The following is a 14,543-nucleotide window of genomic DNA, read 5'->3' as shown; positions in this document are numbered from 1 at the left end:
GCTTTCAGGTGCGTTCCGGATAGTGGGGGCAGTGCACGGTCCGTAGTCTCGGCGACGTGACACTCATCGAGACGCGTGCGCTGACGAAGCGCTACGGGGGTGGCGTCACCGCCCTGTCGGATCTGACCTTGGCGGTGCAGCCGGGGATCATCGGCCTGGTCGGGGCCAACGGCGCCGGGAAGTCCACCTTCATCAAGATCATGCTTGGCCTGCTGGCGCCCTCCGACGGCGACTTGCGCGTGCTCGGGATGGACCCGACCACGCGCGCCGAAGAGGTGCGGGCGCGGGTCGGCTACATGCCCGAGCACGACTGCCTGCCCAGTGAGGTGTCGGCGGCCGAGTTCGTGACGCACCTGGCCCGGATGAGCGGCCTGCCCGCCAACGCGGCCCGGGAGCGCGCCTCCGAGGCGCTGCGCCACGTGGGGCTCTACGAGGAGCGGTACCGTCAGATCGGCGGCTATTCGACCGGCATGAAGCAGCGGGTCAAGCTGGCCCAGGCGCTGGCCCACGACCCGGACCTGCTGCTGCTGGACGAGCCGACCAACGGCCTCGACCCGGCCGGCCGCGACGCCATGCTGGAGCTGGTGCACCGCATCGGCACCGAGTTCGGCATCTCCATCGTGGTCTGCTCGCACCTGCTGGGCGAGGTCGAGCGCATCTGCGACTCGATCATCGCCATCGACGGCGGGCGGCTGCTGCGCTCGGCCACGGTCGAGGACATGACGACGAGCCGCGACGTGCTGACGGTGGAGGTGTCGGAGGGCGTCGACCAGCTCACCGCGCGCCTCGCCGAGCTGGGCATCCCGGCCTCCCGGGACGGCATGGCGCTGTCGGTGCCGCTGGACAGCGAGGACGTCTACGACCGCATCCTCGTGGCCGTGGCCGAGCTCGACCTGCCGCTGCACCGGCTCGACCAGCGCCGCCACCGCGTGGCCGAGCTGTTCCAGACCCATACCGTCACCGCACCCGCGATGAGCGCTCAGGAGGCCGGCCGTGGCGCCGCAGACTAGTGTCATCCACGACATCGGCTATCAGCGGTACAAGGGACCGCGGCTGGGCCGGTGGTACGCCAACCGCTCGCTCTACGAGCACAGCGTGCGCGCCGCGTTCGGGATCGGCCGCGGGGCCAAGGCCAAGATCTTCCCCTGGCTGATCATCGGCATCGTGCTCCTCGTGGCGGTCGTGGTCATCGCGTTCCGGTCGATCTCCGGGCAGACCCTGATGACCTACGGCGCGTACGTCGACGGCCTGAGCTACCCGGTCATGCTCTTCCTGGCCATCGTCGCCCCGGAGCTGGTGTCGCGGGACCTGCGTGACCGCACGCTGCCGCTGTACTTCTCCCGGCCGCTGGCCCGCACCGACTACGCGCTGGCGAAGTTCGCCGCGATCGGCACCGCGGTGCTGCTCCTGCTCGGGGCGCCGCAGATCCTGATCTACATCGGCGCGGTGTTCACCCGGACCGACGGCTTCTCCGGCGCCTGGGACGAGCTCGGCGACCTCGGCCCCGGCCTGCTCGGCGCGCTCATCCGCGCGCTGATCCTCGGCTCGATCTCGCTGCTGGTCGCCTCGCTGTCGGGCCGGCGCGCGTTCGCCGCCGCGTTCATCGTCGGCGTCTTCCTCATCACCTCGCCGATCGCCGGCATCCTCACCGTGCTCGGCAACGACACCATCGAGCACCTGGCGTTCCTGGTGAACCCGATGTTCCTGATGATCGGCCTCGAACAGTGGATGTTCGGCGCGCCCGAGGGCGGCGGCATGCCGATCGGCGACCTCGGCTGGGCCTACGGCGTCGGCGCCGTGGTGCTGTTCGGCGGCTCGCTCGCCCTCCTGCTGCAGCGTTACCGGAAGGTGGCCGCCTGACATGAGCACCGTCGACCTGCAGCATGTTTCGCGTTGGTACGGCAACGTGGTCGCCGTCAACGACGTGACGATGACGCTCGGACCGGGCGTCACGGGTCTTCTGGGCCCGAACGGTGCCGGAAAGACCACCCTCCTGCACATGATGTCCGGGTTCCTGGCCCCGTCCCGCGGCACGCTGACCGTGGACGGCGCCCCGACCTGGCGCAACCCCGACGTGTACCGCACCCTCGGCCTCGTCTCCGAGCGCGAGAGCGTGCACGGCTTCCTCACCGGCCAGGAGTTCGTCCTCGCCAGCGCCAAGCTGTTCCGCCTGTCCAACCCGGAAGAGGCGGCCCGCCGGGCGCTCGCCCTGGTGGAGATGGAACCGGCGCAGGACCGGCGGATCGAGACGTACAGCAAAGGCATGCGCCAGCGCATCCGGGTCGCCGCCGCGCTCGTGCACGAGCCGAGCGTCCTGCTGCTCGACGAGCCGTTCAACGGCATGGACCCGCGGCAGCGCTTCCACATGATGGACCTGCTGCACAAGATGGGCGACGAGGGCCGCACCGTCCTGTTCTCCTCGCACATCCTGGAGGAGGTCGAGCAGGTCTCCGGCACCGTGCAGGTCATGGTGGCCGGCCGCCTCGCCGCCTCGGGCGAGTTCCGCACCATCCGCCGGCTCATGACCAACCGCCCGCACGTGTTCACCCTGCGCTCCAGCGACGACCGCCGGCTCGCGGTCGCCCTGATGGCCCTGGACTCGGTGGCCGGCGTGGACATCGACTCGACCGGCCTGCAGGTGCGCGCCTCGGACTACGGCACCTTCACCCGTGCCCTGCCCCGCGTCGCGCTCAAGGAAGGCGTCCGGGTGCGCCGCCTGATCCCGGCCGACGAGTCCCTGGAAAGCGTCTTCTCCTACCTGGTGGGTGCCGCATGAACGCCACAGTCGCGATGATCACGACCCGGGGCCTGCTGGGCCGCCGCCGGATCTGGCTCCTGGTGCCGCTCCCGCTGCTGCTCATCGGCCTGACCCTGCTCGTCAAGGCGTTCGGCCCCGAACCGGCCGAGTGGGGCGAGGGCGTCATCGGCGGCCTGGGCTTCTCCGCGGTACTGCCGGTCATCGCCCTCATCGTCGGCACCGGCGTGCTGGGCTCGGAGATCGACGACGGGACCATCACGCACATCCTGTCCAAGCCGCTGCCCCGCTCGGAGATCATCCTGACCAAGCTCGCGGTGGCGACCGGCGTGACGGCGTTGTTCGCCGGTGTGCCGCTGTTCATCGTGGGCCTGATCGCGGGCGAGCCGCCGCTGGCCTTCGCCCTGTTCGTGGGCGGCGTGATCGGCTCCCTGGCGTACTGCTCGATCTTCGTCCTGCTCAGCGTGATGACCCGGCGGCCGGTGCTGGTGGGGCTGGCGTACGTGGTGCTGTGGGAGGGCGTGCTGGGCAACATCCTGACCGGCACGCAGAAGCTGTCGATCCAGCAGTACGTTCAGGCGATCGTGGACTGGCTGGCGCCGACCGAGCTGCTGCACGGCAACGTGGCGGTGCCGCTGTCCTGGGTGATGGCGGCGGTGTTCACCATCGGCTCCACCGCCTACGCGGTCCAGCGCCTGCGCACGCTCTCGGTCGCCGGCGAGACCGGCTGACGCTCCTCCGCTCCGCTGCGGCGCACCCTTGCTACTCGCAGGGGTGCGCCGCTGCTGTCGGGGTATGAGGAGGACGTGATGCGCGTGGGCACGTCCGGGTGGCAGTACAAGGACTGGCGCGATCGCTTCTACCCCCGCGAGCTGCCGCACCGGCTGTGCCTGGAGCATTACGCGGCCGCGTTCGACACCGTCGAGGTGAACAACGCGTTCTACCGGCTCCCCGAGCGCAAGACGTTCGACGACTGGCGGGCGCGCACCCCGGGCGACTTCGTCGTGACGGTGAAGGCGAGCCGGTTCCTCACCCACGTCAAGCGGCTCAAGGAGCCCGAAGAGCCGGTCGGCCGGCTGATGGAGCGGGCGGACGCGCTGGGGCGCAAGCTCGGGCCGGTGCTGCTGCAGCTCCCGCCGACCCTCCCCGCCGATCCGGAGGCGCTCGACCGGACGCTGCGGGCGTTCCCGCGCGGCGTGCGCGTCGCGGTCGAGCCGCGGCACGAGTCGTGGTGGAACGCCGACGTGCGTGACGTGCTGACCCGGCACGACGCCGCGCTGTGCTGGTCGGATCGCAAGGGCCGGCCGCAGTCGCCGCTGTGGCGCACCGCCGGGTGGGGCTATCTGCGGTTGCACGAGGGCCGCGCCGCACCCTGGCCGCGTTACGGACGAGCCGCCCTCGACTCGTGGACAGGCCGGCTGGCCGACGCGTTTTCGAGCCAGGACATTTTCGTGTACTTCAACAATGACCCCGGATGCGCCGCGATCACCGACGCCGTGGCGTTCGCGCGGCTGGCCGAGCGGCGGGGGCTGCGGATCGGGCGCGCCCCGGAGCGGGTGCCGCGGTGGTCGTAGGCTGCGACGGTGCTGTCCAAGCTGTGTTGCGTGCTCTGCGTGGCCGTCTCCGTCCTCACCCTGCTCGTTTGGCAGCGCCGCTACCTTATGAACCGGCGCGACCCAGATCAGCGCAGCTCAGGTCAGCGCGACCCAGATCAGCGCGATAAATCGTGATATGTCCGATAAGTCGTGGCGCGCCAGCGCCCGACTTATCGCCTCAAGCCGGGCACGGGCCCAGGAACGAAAGATCCAAGGCCTCGGTTGTACCGGCAACGTGCAGCCCCGGCTCCGGCCCGCCCGGCAGCGACAGCAGCGTCGTGCCCACCGTGACCAGCCCCAGTCCATGGCGCGGATGCGGCATCGGGGGCAGCGAGCGCCATCGGCCGGTCGCCGGGGAGAACATCTCGACCTGCGGGAACGTGTGCTGGCCCTCGCCGCCGGCGGCGATCACCTCGCCGGTGCAGGTCGCCGTCGCGGCCAGGCCGCCGCGGGCGGTCGGCAGGTCGGGGCGGCGGGTCCAGGCGCCGCCGGCCGGGTCGTAGGACTCGACGACGGGCAGGTTGCCGCCCGTGGCGGTCCGGCCGCCGACCGTGTAGAACTGGCCGCCCGCGGCCGCGCCGCCCAGGTGCTCGCGGCGGGTCGGGACGCCGGGGGCGGTGGACCAGGCGTCGGCCTTCGTGTCGTACACCAGCGTCGACTCCGCGAGCTGGTCCTTGGCCGGGCCGATGCCGCCGGCGAGGTAGATCTTGTCGCCGATCGCGGCGGCCGCGCCGGCCGCCCGCCCTGCGGGGAGATCGGTTACGGAGCGCCACCGGGCACCGGCAGAAACGGCGGCAGAAGGACCGGCAGTTCCGGGCTCCAGGCGGAAGGCGGCGGCGCTGGGGGTGCCGTCGGCGAGGTACCCGCCGAAGACGTGGACCGCTCCCCCGGCCGTGGCGGCCATGGCGTGGTTGACCGGCAGGGGCAGCGGCGGACCCGCCGACCACGTGCGGGTTCGCGGGTCGAACAGCTCCACCGTGGTGACCGTGCCGCCGTCGGCGCGCAGGCCGCCGGCGACGACGACCGTGCCGCCCGCGACCGCCGCGGCCACCTCCGTGCGCGCTGACGGGGCGTCGGGTTGGGCGGACCACACCGCACCACTCGGAGTCGATGTATCAGGCGGGCCGGAGCCGGTCTCTCCTCCTGTGGAACAGGCGGAGAGGAGCAGGACTGCGGCCGTCCAGAAGTACGGACGCATGCCCTTGAGTCTCCCAATGATCGTAAGAACTTTCAATTCATCGGATATCCGGCAGGACCGCCACCGAAGGGTCGTCATGAGACTGCGCAGGGTAGTGGCGGGACAACGGAACCGGCACGTTCCCGATATTCTGTGTGTTCGATGTGGGGACCGGAGGGGGGCCGCCCATATGGGCACGCACGGGGTGGCGTCGGCACGGGCACGTTTGCGCGGGTCACGGTGACCGCAACGGTGGGCCGCGACGGTGGCGCCTTCAACGGCGCGACCGAGGCCGTGCTGCATCTGCACCGCGCCGCCAACGCCGTCCGCCAGCACGTCGAGCAGGAGGTCCTGCGCCCCCGCCAGCTCACCTGGACCGGCTTCGTCGTGCTGCGCACCGTGTGGGCCGCGCGCCGCATCGAGACCCGGCACGTGGCCGAGCAGGCCGGCATCTCCAAGGCGACCCTCACCGGTGTGGTCGACACGCTGTCCGGGCGGGGCCTGATGAAACGCTCCAACCACCCCGACGACGGCCGCCTGGTCCTGCTGCAGCTGACCCGCAAGGGGCACCGCATGATCCGTGAGCTGCTCCCAGAGTCACAGGACGCCGAGTCGTACGCCCTGTCGTACCTCGACTCCGGCGAGCTGGCCCGCATCACGGCGGCGCTGCGTGGACTGGTCGATCACCTGGAGCGACCGCGGTAGCACACGCATTGTCCGATTGACCCCGTTAAGGGGAAATGCGTCGACAGGTGTGACGTCCAGCGCGGACGATTCCGCTCGGCTGGACTACTGTTCGAGCTGGCACCGCGACCCCTGAAGGTAGCCGAACGGGTACAACCTCTGCATACAGCACGGTCTTTTCAACGCCCCATGAAAAGGCCAGACTGCAGGTTGGAACCTCAGCTTCCCCCCAAGACCATGGAAGGACCCCGATGACCGAGGCAGGCAAACGCGACGACGCCGGCGAGTCCGGCCCGCCGGACCTGCCCCTGCGCTCGGCCGCGCCCGCCCGGCGCGGCACCGTCGGCGACCTGACCGCCAACGACCCGGTCCGCATCAACGACTACCGGCTGTTGGGCCAGCTCGGCGTGGGCGGCATGGGCACGGTCTACCTGGCCCAGTCCCCCGAGGGCACCCGCGTCGCGGTCAAGCTCGTGCACCAGCACCTGGCCCGCGACCCCCGCTTCCGGGTGCGCTTCGCCGGCGAGGTCCGCGCCGCGCAGCGCGTGCCCGGCTTCTGCACCGCGCGCGTGCTCGACTCCGGGGTCTACGAGGACCGCCCGTATCTCGTCACGGAATACCTCGAGGGCATCCCGCTGTCCCGCCTCGTCGCCGACGACGGCCCGCTCGACCCGGCCATGCTGCACAGCGTGGCGCTCGGCGTCGCGGCCTCCCTGGCGGCCATCCACAACGTCGGGCTGGTCCACCGCGACCTCAAGCCCAGCAACCTCATGGTCACGCTCGGCGGGGTCCGGATCATCGACTTCGGCATCGCCCGGGCGCTGGACGCGGCGAGCGACATCACCGGCACCGGCAACATCGTCGGCAGCCTCGGCTGGGCCTCCCCCGAGCAGCTGCGCGCCGAGGAGCCCACGGCCGCGATGGACATCTTCGGCTGGGGCTGCCTGGTCGCGTTCGCGGCGACCGGCCGCCACCCCTACGGCGGGGAGGAGGCGGCCGCCCGCGCCTGGAAGATCCTGGAGGGCGAGCCGGACCTCAGCGGCGTGCCCGACCCGGTGCGCGACCTCGTCGCCGCCGCGCTGAGCCGCGACCCGCACGACCGCCCGGACGCCCGCCAGCTGCTGCTCGGGCTGGCCATCGACGACCTCGAGGCGGCCACCGTCCCGGTGCAGAAGCGCTGGCTGCGGGGGCCCGCGCAGATGTCGCGCCGGCGGGTGACGTCGATGGCTATCGCGGTACCGATGGCGCTGGCTCTGGTGTTTGCCGCCGCCGAGACGACGTCGGACCTGATCGGCGGCAACCCCGGCACCGACACGCACCACGGCACGACCGGCGGCGACTCGGTCAACACCAACCTGTCCCCGCAGCCGGCCCCGGCCGCGACGGGCAACAACGGGCTGCGCCCCGGCGACCGCAACGGCCAGACGCAGATCGGCAACCCGACCAACGCCGCGCAGCCGCCCGCGCCGACGCAGACCGTGGACGGGCCGGTGGTGACGCCGACGACAACCACGCCGCTGCCGACCACCCCGGCCCCGACCACCGCGGGCCCGACCACGACGCCGCCCACGACGCCGCCGACCACCACGACGGCGCCGCCAACCACGACGACGCCGCCGGACGACCAGCTCCCGGGCGAGCTGCCGTAACCCACGCGGACGTTCGGTCGTAACCCACGCGGACGGTCGGTCGGGCACCGTCGACTCGGGTCCTACGGGCTTACAGCACGTGTTCTCCATAGCCCTTGATGGCCTCGTCGAGCACCTCGGCGCCCGGGCGGGACCACACGTCCTCGTGGAAGACCTCGACCTCGATCGGCCCGTCGTAGCCTGTCGCGTCGACCGCTTCGCGGAAACGGCGCAGCTCCACGCAGCCGGTGCCGGGCAGCCCGCGGCCGAGCAGCACGCCCTCGGGCAGTGGCGTGATCCAGTCCGCGACCTGGAAGCAGGCGATCCGGCCGGCCGCCCCGGCCCGGGCCAGTTGCGTCCAGACCTGGTCGTCCCACCACAGGTGGTAGGTGTCGACCGCGACCCCGACGGCGTCGGCCGGGAACGGCTCCACGATGTCCAGGGCGTTGCCGAGGGTGGCGATCACGCACCGGTCGGAGGCGAACATCGGGTGCAGCGGCTCGATCGCGAGCTTGATGCCGGCGGCCTGCGCGTGCGGTACCAAAACGGCGATCGCGTCCGCCACGAGCTGCCGGGCGCCGTCCAGGTCGCGGCTCCCCGCCGGCAGGCCGCCGCTGACGAGCACGAGGACCGGCGCGCCGAGGGCGGCCGCCTCGTCGATGGCCCGCAGGTTGTCGTCGCGCCAGCCGTCCGTGGTGAAGAAGCCGCCGCGGCACAGGGTCGTCACGGTCAGGCCGGCCGCGCGGACCAGGGCGGCGGTGCGCTCGACCCCGAGCTCCGCCACCTGGTCCCGCCACAGCCCGAGGCCGGGCACGCCGGCCGCGACGCAGCCGGCGACCGTGTCCGCCATCGGCCAGCGCTTGGTGGTCGCCTGGTTCAGCGAGAACCGCGCCAGGTCCGTCATCGATCGAGGTCCAGCGCCGGGATCTCGATGCGCTGCCCGGTGCGCGCGGACTGCAGGCCGAGCTCGGCCAGCTGCACGCCGCGCGCGCCGGCGGCGAAGTCCCACGGGAACGGTCCGCCGTCCACGACGTGCCGCAGGAAGTGCTCCCACTGCACCTTGAACCCGTTGTCGAACGGCTCGTTGTCCGGCACCCGCTGCCACTGCTCGCGGAAGCGCTCGGTCGCGGGCAGGTCCGGGTTCCAGACCGGCTTGGGCGTGCCGCCGCGGTGCTGGATGTGGCACTCGCGCAGGCCCGCCACCGCGCTGCCGTGGGTGCCGTCGACCTGGAACTCGACCAGCTCGTCGCGGTACACGCGCACGGCCCACGACGAGTTGATCTGGGCCACGATCCCGCCTTCGAGCTCGAACGTGCCGTAGGCGGCGTCGTCGGCGGTGGCGTCGTACGCGGCGCCGGACTCGTCGACGCGGGACGGGACATGCGTCGCGATGGTCGCCTGCACCGTGCGGACCGGCGCGAAGATGCGCTCCAGGACGTACTGCCAGTGCGGGAACATGTCGACCACGATCCCGCCGCCGTCGGCCGCCCGGTAGTTCCACGAGGGCCGCTGGGCGGGCTGCCAGTCGCCCTCGAAGACCCAGTAGCCGAACTCGCCGCGCACGGACAGGATGCGGCCGAAGAACCCGCCCTCGACGAGCCGCGCGAGCTTGCGCAGGCCGGGCAGGAACAGCTTGTCCTGCACCACGCCGTGCCGCACCCCGGCCGCCCGCGCCGCCCGGAACAGGTCGACGGCGGCGGCGGTGTCCTCGGCCAGCGGCTTCTCGGTGTAGATGTGCTTGCCCGCCTCGATCGCGGCCCGGATCGCCTTCTCGCGCTGCTGCGTCACCTGCGCGTCGAAGTAGATCTGCACGTCGTCGCGCTGCAGCGCGGCGTCGAGGTCGGTGGTCCACTCGGTGAGCCCGTGCCGCTCGGCGATCTCCTGCAGTTTGGCGGCGTTGCGCCCGACGAGGATCGGCTCCGGCCAGATGCGCCGGCCGTCCCCGGCGGGCAGGCCGCCCTCCTCGCGGATGGCCAGCAGCGAGCGGACGAGGTGCTGGCGGTACCCCATGCGGCCGGTCACGCCGTTGAGGACGATGCCGATCGGAACGCGGTTCACTGGACTCCTTCTGGGATGTAGGTCTCGAGCAGCCCGCACATGCCGTGCTTGCCGGACTCGGTCGGTTCCGTCAGCACCTCGAGGCCGCCCGCGGCCAGGTGCGTGAGGTCGTTGCGCTCCAGGGCGTCGAGCTGGCGGCCGGTCTCCAGCGCGGTCTCCAGGGCGCCGGCCTCCCAGCGCTTGCGCCAGTCGCCGAGGCGCGGTGCGACGATCGCGGCGGCGGTGCGGCAGAACTCGGTGAACGCCGCCGGCCCGGCCGCCCGCAGGGCGAGGAAGCCGGTGACGGCGAGGTCGCGCCGGGGGTACGGGCCGCGCTGCAGCGAGGCGGCGGCGCGGTACGCGTCCGGGTCGGCGAGGACGTCGGTGGGGAACGTGAACACCGCGTCGCCCGCCTCGGGCAGGCCGCTGTTCTGCATGAGCACCACGAGCTCGAGCCCGCCGTCGTTGACGAGCCGGTGGATGGTGGCCGGCCGGAACCAGGCCACCGTCCCGGGGCGCAGCGGGGTCTCGCGGAAGCCCTCCCCGGACAGGGTTTGCACGCGGCCCTGGCCGGCGGTCACGACGTACCCCTCGGAGCACGTCAGATGCATGTGCGGCGTGCCCCCGTGCAGACCGTCGGGTGCGGTGGTGTCATACACCGACAGCCGCGACACGCCGATCGCGCCGGGCAGATGGGACGTCATGGCAAACCCCCGGAGATTCAGGAAACCGCTTTCCTGAGGCTAACCGGTAGGCTGATCGCGGGTCAATGGAGAGGGGCTCTTGATGGCGACGCTTGCCGATGTCGCGCGCCGTGCCGGCGTGTCACCGGCCACCGCTTCCCGCATCATCAGCGGCAGCACCAAGCTGGTCACCGACGAGCTGCGGGCCCGCGTGCTGCGGGCCGTGGACGAGCTGCAGTACGTGCCGAACGCGCACGCCCAGCTGCTCGCCCGCGCCCAGCGCACCGCGGTCGGCGTGATCGTGCACGACGTCTCCGACCCGTACTTCGCCGAGATCACCCGTGGCCTGCAACAGGTCGCGCAGTCGCAGGGCCGGCTCGTCATCATCTGCAACAGCTACCGCGATCCGGCCCGCGAGCTGGAGTACGTGGAGCTGCTGCGGGCCCAGCAGGTCGCCGCGATCGTCCTGGCCGGCTCGGGCTACCACGACGCCGCGTTCACCAAGGCGCTGAAGGCGAAGCTGGCGGCGTACACGCGCACCGGCGGCCGGGTCAGCGTCATCGGCCGCCACGAACTGCCCGGCGACGCGGTCATGCCGGCCAACGAGGAGGGCGGCTACCTGGCCGGGTGCGAGCTGTTCGGCACCGGCCACCGCAAGGTCGGCGTGATCGCCGGCCCGAAGGTGCTGACCACGACCACGGACCGGCTGGCCGGCCTGCGCCGGGCCGCGCGCGAGGCGGGCCGCACCGTGCCGTCCCGCCGCGTGGCCTACGCGGGGTTCGACCGCGACGGCGGCGCCGAGGCGACCGCGGCCCTGCTGGACGCCAACCCCGACCTGACCGCGATCGTGGCCCTGAACGACCAGATGGCCGTGGGCGCCCTGAGCACGTTGCGCGCGCGGGGCATCCAGGTGCCGGCCCAGCTGTCGCTCATCGGCTTCGACGACATGCCGATCGCCCGCGACGTGACCCCGGCCCTGACCACGATCCGCCTGCCGCTGGCCGACATGGGCGCCCGCGCGATGTCGATGGCCCTCGACAACGCCCACGACACGGACGCCCCCCGCATCGAGCCGGCCCAGGCGACCCTGGTCCGCCGGGAGAGCACTCAGCCGTTGACGTCCTGATAGCTCGGAAGGTCTTCCCGCAGCGGCAGATTCCGTTGTACCGCCTGTGCTGTGGACACCACCGCCTCCAACGCGGCGCGGAACAGCAGCGACCCCAGGCTGATCCGCGCGATGCCGAGCTCGCCCAGCTGCTGCGCGGTGGGCCCGCCCGGCAGCGCGAGCACATTGACCGGCACGTCGACCGCCGCGACGACCCGCTCGATGTCGTGCGGCGCCTTGACGCCGGGCACGAACACCCCGTCGGCCCCGGCATCGCGATACATGCGGATGCGTCGAACCGCTTCACCGACGTCGCCGGCGCGCAGCCAATGCGTGTCGGTGCGCGCGTTGACGAACAGTTCCGGCACCGCCCGCTTGATGTCTCCGACGAGCCTGGCATGCACCGACGGGTCCCCGAACCCGTCCTCGACGTTGACGCCCACGGCCCCGGCTTCGGCGGCGGCCACGGCGGCCTCGACGGACCCGCCCTCGATGTCGGCGGTCACGAGCAACCCCACCGGGGCAAGCCGCTCCACCAGCCGCACCGTGGCGTCGACGGCGGCCCCTTCCCCATCGGGCAGCCCTTCGCTCGCGGCGACCCCGAGGCTGGTCGTACCGACGGCCGCGAACCCCGCCCCCGCCAGCATCCGCGCGCCCGCCACGTCCCACACGTTCGGCAGCAGCAACGGTTTCCCCGGCACGTGCAGGTCCTGGAACGCGCTCACCGCCGGGCCCCTTCCACGAGCGCGAGCGCGTGCGCGCGTCCCGGACAGGCCCGCGGCCCGGCCCCGAACGGGTTGTCGGCCAGCGACACCGCGACGACGGTCCCATCGTCGGCGACGCGGCGGGTGGCGGGCACGGGCGGGTCGTCGCGCAGCACCTCGTCGACCGGCCGGGTACGCGCGCGCTCGACCAGCTTCGCCGTGGCGTCGCAGGCCTGGACGAGCAGCTGGATGCGGGCGGCCGTCCGCTCGTCGTACGCCCCGCCGAACACGCCCACGAGCCGGTCCACCGCAGCGTCGGCCGCGGGGTCCCCGGTCTGGTAGGCCGCGGCCGCCGTCCGCACGTCCTCGACCACCGCTCGGATCACGCCGTCGTCGACCCGGAGGGCCGCCGCGAGCGGCGCGACCGGATGCCCCTCGTACGGCTTGCTCAGCTCGGCCGGGTCGATCCCGGCGAGCAGTTCCTCGACGATCGCGCGGCGGCGGGCATGGACCTCACCGTTGGCGAACCGGCTGACGGTGGCGCGCAACCACCCGATGCCGGTGGGCGCCGGTTCCGGCTCGGGCACGGGAAGCGAGAGTTCGCTGATCGGCATACGCCGACGCTATGCCCGGTTCCGTTCGGCGGCCGCCGAAGCGTCAGGAGCGCGGGGCGGCGGTGCTGGCCCGGACGATCAGGTCGGCGGGGAGGCGGAGGTGTTCGGCCGGGGGGTCGTCGCCGGTGCGGGCCGCCTCGATGGACCTGGTCAGGGCGGCCGCCGCGGCGTGGCCCTTGGCGTGGATGTCCTGGCGGACGGTGGTCAGCGGCGGGCGCATCCGGGCCGCCGCCGGGCTGTCGTCGAAGCCGACCACCGAGAGGTCGTCCGGGACCGTCAGGCCCAGGTCCACGGCGGCCTCCATCACGCCCTGGGCCAGGGCGTCGGAGAAGCACAGGATGGCCGTCGGGGGCTCCTCCGCGGCCAGGAGCAGCTGCGCGGCCTGGTAGCCCGAGTCGGGGTCGCCGTGCGGGCGGCGGGCGATCACCGGGGTGATGCCGGCCGGGGTCAGGGCGTCGAGCCAGCCGGAGAGGCGCTGGTCGGCCACGTAGCCGTCGATGACGTCGGCGGAGTCGTCCGGGCCGATGAGGCCGTGCCGGCCGCGGATGCCCGAGGTCACCACGCCGACGCGGCGGTGGCCGAGGTCGACCAGGTGCTGGGCGGCGGCCCGGGCGCCGGCGCGGTCGGCGACGTTGACCGCGGGGATGCCGTCGGCCGGGATCTGGTCGACGTAGACGAGGGGGATCTTGCGGCGCAGGAGCCAGTCGACGCCGAGGTTCTCGGGGTCGCAGGAGTAGACCATGGCGCCGTCCATGGCCACGTCGCGGGCCGGGATGACGTTGCCCGCGGTGTTCGTGGTCAGCAGGGTCAGGCCGAGGCCGGTCGAGGCCAGCTCGTCGGCGATGGCGCCCAGGAAGGTGGTGGCGACCTCGTCGCTGAAGGCCTGGCTCAGGGAGTCGGTCAGCAGGATGCCCACGGCGCCCGTGGTGCCCTTGGCCAGGGCCCGGGCGGCCGGGTCGGGGCCGACGTAGCCGAGCTCGTCGGCGACGGCGAGGATCCGGTCGCGCAGGGTCGGGGACAGCTGATCGGGGCGCGAGAAGGCGTTCGAGACCGTCATGCGGCTCACGCCCACCCGGTCGGCGATCGTCTGCAGCGTCACTCGTCCCACCGCAGCGCCTCCCTCGTCTATGGATGTCCTCCCCGCTGAACCTTAACGCGCAGCGCGGCGGCCGCCCTTCGAAGGGCGGCCGCCGCGGCAGACCGGGGACGGGCCGGGAAACGTCAGCGTGCGGCCACCGCGGCCGGGGCGACCGCCTCGGCGGCGCGGTGCAGCACGCCGGCCAGTGCCGCCCGGGTGCGGTACGACCGCGGCGGCCGGACCGGCACCTCGTGGTCGACTACGGGGGCGTGCGGCAGGGCGCTGGCGTACTCGAACGACTCGCCGTTCCAGGCCGGACCGTAAGCCGACCCGTAGGCCGAACCGTACTGCTCCGACAGCGCCGACTGCGACACGACCATGGCGAACGGGAAAGTGCTCATCGCGGGCTCCTTCTGTACCGGTAAACGATGCCTATACCGGTACAGTAGGTCGACCGGCTGTACCGGTCAAGCCAATATCGGC

16 protein-coding genes are annotated in these 14,543 nt (G+C 72.6%); 8 read left to right on the top strand and 8 right to left on the bottom strand.

The window, feature by feature from the left end; all coding sequences use genetic code 11:
- Window positions 1-56: 56 nt before the first annotated feature.
- The 5 genes from ACQP00_RS10570 to ACQP00_RS10550 all read left to right on the top strand — a co-directional run bounded on the left by ACQP00_RS10570 (window position 57) and on the right by ACQP00_RS10550 (window position 4,329).
- Window positions 57-1,010, top strand: coding sequence for an ABC transporter ATP-binding protein (locus ACQP00_RS10570; RefSeq protein ID WP_433217763.1), 954 nt, complete (start codon window positions 57-59; stop codon window positions 1,008-1,010).
- Window positions 994-1,860, top strand: a complete 867-nt coding sequence (locus ACQP00_RS10565; RefSeq protein ID WP_433217762.1) for an ABC transporter permease — start codon at window positions 994-996, stop codon at window positions 1,858-1,860. The genes ACQP00_RS10570 and ACQP00_RS10565 overlap by 17 nt, the downstream gene beginning before the upstream one ends.
- A 1-nt stretch (window position 1,861) precedes the next feature.
- The gene (locus ACQP00_RS10560; RefSeq protein WP_433217760.1) at window positions 1,862-2,776 is read left to right on the top strand and encodes an ABC transporter ATP-binding protein; all 915 of its coding nucleotides are present in this window, start codon (window positions 1,862-1,864) and stop codon (window positions 2,774-2,776) included.
- Entirely contained in the window at window positions 2,773-3,486 is a 714-nt protein-coding gene (locus tag ACQP00_RS10555; RefSeq protein WP_433217758.1) for an ABC transporter permease subunit, read from the top strand. The genes ACQP00_RS10560 and ACQP00_RS10555 overlap by 4 nt, the downstream gene beginning before the upstream one ends.
- A 78-nt stretch (window positions 3,487-3,564) precedes the next feature.
- On the top strand, window positions 3,565-4,329 hold the full coding sequence (locus ACQP00_RS10550; protein ID WP_433217756.1) for a DUF72 domain-containing protein: 765 nt from the start codon (window positions 3,565-3,567) through the stop codon (window positions 4,327-4,329).
- Window positions 4,330-4,528: 199 nt separating this feature from the next.
- On the opposite strand, the gene ACQP00_RS10545 is transcribed toward ACQP00_RS10550, so the two are convergent.
- A complete protein-coding gene (locus ACQP00_RS10545; RefSeq protein ID WP_433217754.1) occupies window positions 4,529-5,443 on the bottom strand; it encodes a Kelch repeat-containing protein in 915 nt (304 codons plus the stop codon).
- 324 nt (window positions 5,444-5,767) lie between these two features.
- Here ACQP00_RS10545 and ACQP00_RS10540 point away from each other — a divergent pair, with 324 nt between their 5' ends.
- Both ACQP00_RS10540 and ACQP00_RS10535 read left to right on the top strand, forming a co-directional pair.
- A complete protein-coding gene (locus ACQP00_RS10540; RefSeq protein WP_433217752.1) occupies window positions 5,768-6,232 on the top strand; it encodes a MarR family winged helix-turn-helix transcriptional regulator in 465 nt (154 codons plus the stop codon).
- Window positions 6,233-6,462: 230 nt separating this feature from the next.
- Window positions 6,463-7,860 carry a serine/threonine-protein kinase gene (locus ACQP00_RS10535; RefSeq protein WP_433217750.1) on the top strand — a complete coding sequence of 466 codons (1,398 nt, stop codon included), beginning with the start codon at window positions 6,463-6,465 and terminating at the stop codon, window positions 7,858-7,860.
- A gap of 70 nt (window positions 7,861-7,930) precedes the next feature.
- On the opposite strand, the gene ACQP00_RS10530 is transcribed toward ACQP00_RS10535, so the two are convergent.
- The 3 genes from ACQP00_RS10530 to ACQP00_RS10520 are packed head-to-tail and all read right to left on the bottom strand — an operon-like array spanning window position 7,931 to window position 10,580.
- Window positions 7,931-8,743: a sugar phosphate isomerase/epimerase family protein gene (locus tag ACQP00_RS10530; RefSeq protein WP_433217748.1), complete on the bottom strand. Its 813-nt coding sequence runs from the start codon at window positions 8,741-8,743 to the stop codon at window positions 7,931-7,933.
- The gene (locus ACQP00_RS10525) at window positions 8,740-9,897 is read right to left on the bottom strand and encodes a Gfo/Idh/MocA family protein (RefSeq protein WP_433217746.1); all 1,158 of its coding nucleotides are present in this window, start codon (window positions 9,895-9,897) and stop codon (window positions 8,740-8,742) included. Before ACQP00_RS10525 ends, ACQP00_RS10530 begins: the two co-directional genes overlap by 4 nt.
- Entirely contained in the window at window positions 9,894-10,580 is a 687-nt protein-coding gene (locus ACQP00_RS10520) for a cupin domain-containing protein (protein ID WP_433217744.1), read from the bottom strand. Before ACQP00_RS10520 ends, ACQP00_RS10525 begins: the two co-directional genes overlap by 4 nt.
- Window positions 10,581-10,662: 82 nt before the next feature.
- Between ACQP00_RS10520 and ACQP00_RS10515 the strand changes: the two genes are divergently transcribed.
- A complete protein-coding gene (locus ACQP00_RS10515) occupies window positions 10,663-11,685 on the top strand; it encodes a LacI family DNA-binding transcriptional regulator (RefSeq protein ID WP_433217742.1) in 1,023 nt (340 codons plus the stop codon).
- Here ACQP00_RS10515 and ACQP00_RS10510 read toward each other — a convergent pair.
- The 4 genes from ACQP00_RS10510 to ACQP00_RS10495 all read right to left on the bottom strand — a co-directional run bounded on the left by ACQP00_RS10510 (window position 11,667) and on the right by ACQP00_RS10495 (window position 14,461).
- Window positions 11,667-12,389: an isocitrate lyase/PEP mutase family protein gene (locus ACQP00_RS10510; RefSeq protein ID WP_433217740.1), complete on the bottom strand. Its 723-nt coding sequence runs from the start codon at window positions 12,387-12,389 to the stop codon at window positions 11,667-11,669. The two genes, ACQP00_RS10515 and ACQP00_RS10510, sit on opposite strands and share 19 nt — an antisense overlap.
- A complete protein-coding gene (locus ACQP00_RS10505; RefSeq protein WP_433217738.1) occupies window positions 12,386-12,982 on the bottom strand; it encodes a hypothetical protein in 597 nt (198 codons plus the stop codon). Before ACQP00_RS10505 ends, ACQP00_RS10510 begins: the two co-directional genes overlap by 4 nt.
- A gap of 43 nt (window positions 12,983-13,025) precedes the next feature.
- Entirely contained in the window at window positions 13,026-14,090 is a 1,065-nt protein-coding gene (locus tag ACQP00_RS10500) for a LacI family DNA-binding transcriptional regulator (protein ID WP_433217736.1), read from the bottom strand.
- A 113-nt stretch (window positions 14,091-14,203) separates the two neighbouring features.
- On the bottom strand, window positions 14,204-14,461 hold the full coding sequence (locus tag ACQP00_RS10495; protein WP_433217734.1) for a hypothetical protein: 258 nt from the start codon (window positions 14,459-14,461) through the stop codon (window positions 14,204-14,206).
- Window positions 14,462-14,543 lie beyond the last annotated feature (82 nt).

This window comes from Dactylosporangium sp. CS-047395, assembly GCF_050942185.1.
In the GTDB taxonomy this organism is placed as follows: Bacteria; Actinomycetota; Actinomycetes; order Mycobacteriales; family Micromonosporaceae; genus Dactylosporangium.
The sequence above is the reverse complement of the archived record's forward strand: the minus strand, read 5'-3'. Positions and strand labels throughout refer to the sequence as shown.

What these genes read in the sequence shown, in the direction of transcription:
- ACQP00_RS10530 (WP_433217748.1), bottom strand. Translation starts at nt 8,743, where the DNA reads ATGACGGACCTGGCGCGGTTCTCGCTGAACCAGGCGACCACCAAGCGC.
- ACQP00_RS10505 (WP_433217738.1), bottom strand. Translation starts at nt 12,982, where the DNA reads ATGCCGATCAGCGAACTCTCGCTTCCCGTGCCCGAGCCGGAACCGGCG.
- ACQP00_RS10495 (WP_433217734.1), bottom strand. Translation starts at nt 14,461, where the DNA reads ATGAGCACTTTCCCGTTCGCCATGGTCGTGTCGCAGTCGGCGCTGTCG.
- ACQP00_RS10555 (WP_433217758.1), top strand. Translation starts at nt 2,773, where the DNA reads ATGAACGCCACAGTCGCGATGATCACGACCCGGGGCCTGCTGGGCCGC.
- ACQP00_RS10535 (WP_433217750.1), top strand. Translation starts at nt 6,463, where the DNA reads ATGACCGAGGCAGGCAAACGCGACGACGCCGGCGAGTCCGGCCCGCCG.
- ACQP00_RS10550 (WP_433217756.1), top strand. Translation starts at nt 3,565, where the DNA reads ATGCGCGTGGGCACGTCCGGGTGGCAGTACAAGGACTGGCGCGATCGC.
- ACQP00_RS10515 (WP_433217742.1), top strand. Translation starts at nt 10,663, where the DNA reads ATGGCGACGCTTGCCGATGTCGCGCGCCGTGCCGGCGTGTCACCGGCC.
- ACQP00_RS10520 (WP_433217744.1), bottom strand. Translation starts at nt 10,580, where the DNA reads ATGACGTCCCATCTGCCCGGCGCGATCGGCGTGTCGCGGCTGTCGGTG.
- ACQP00_RS10560 (WP_433217760.1), top strand. Translation starts at nt 1,862, where the DNA reads ATGAGCACCGTCGACCTGCAGCATGTTTCGCGTTGGTACGGCAACGTG.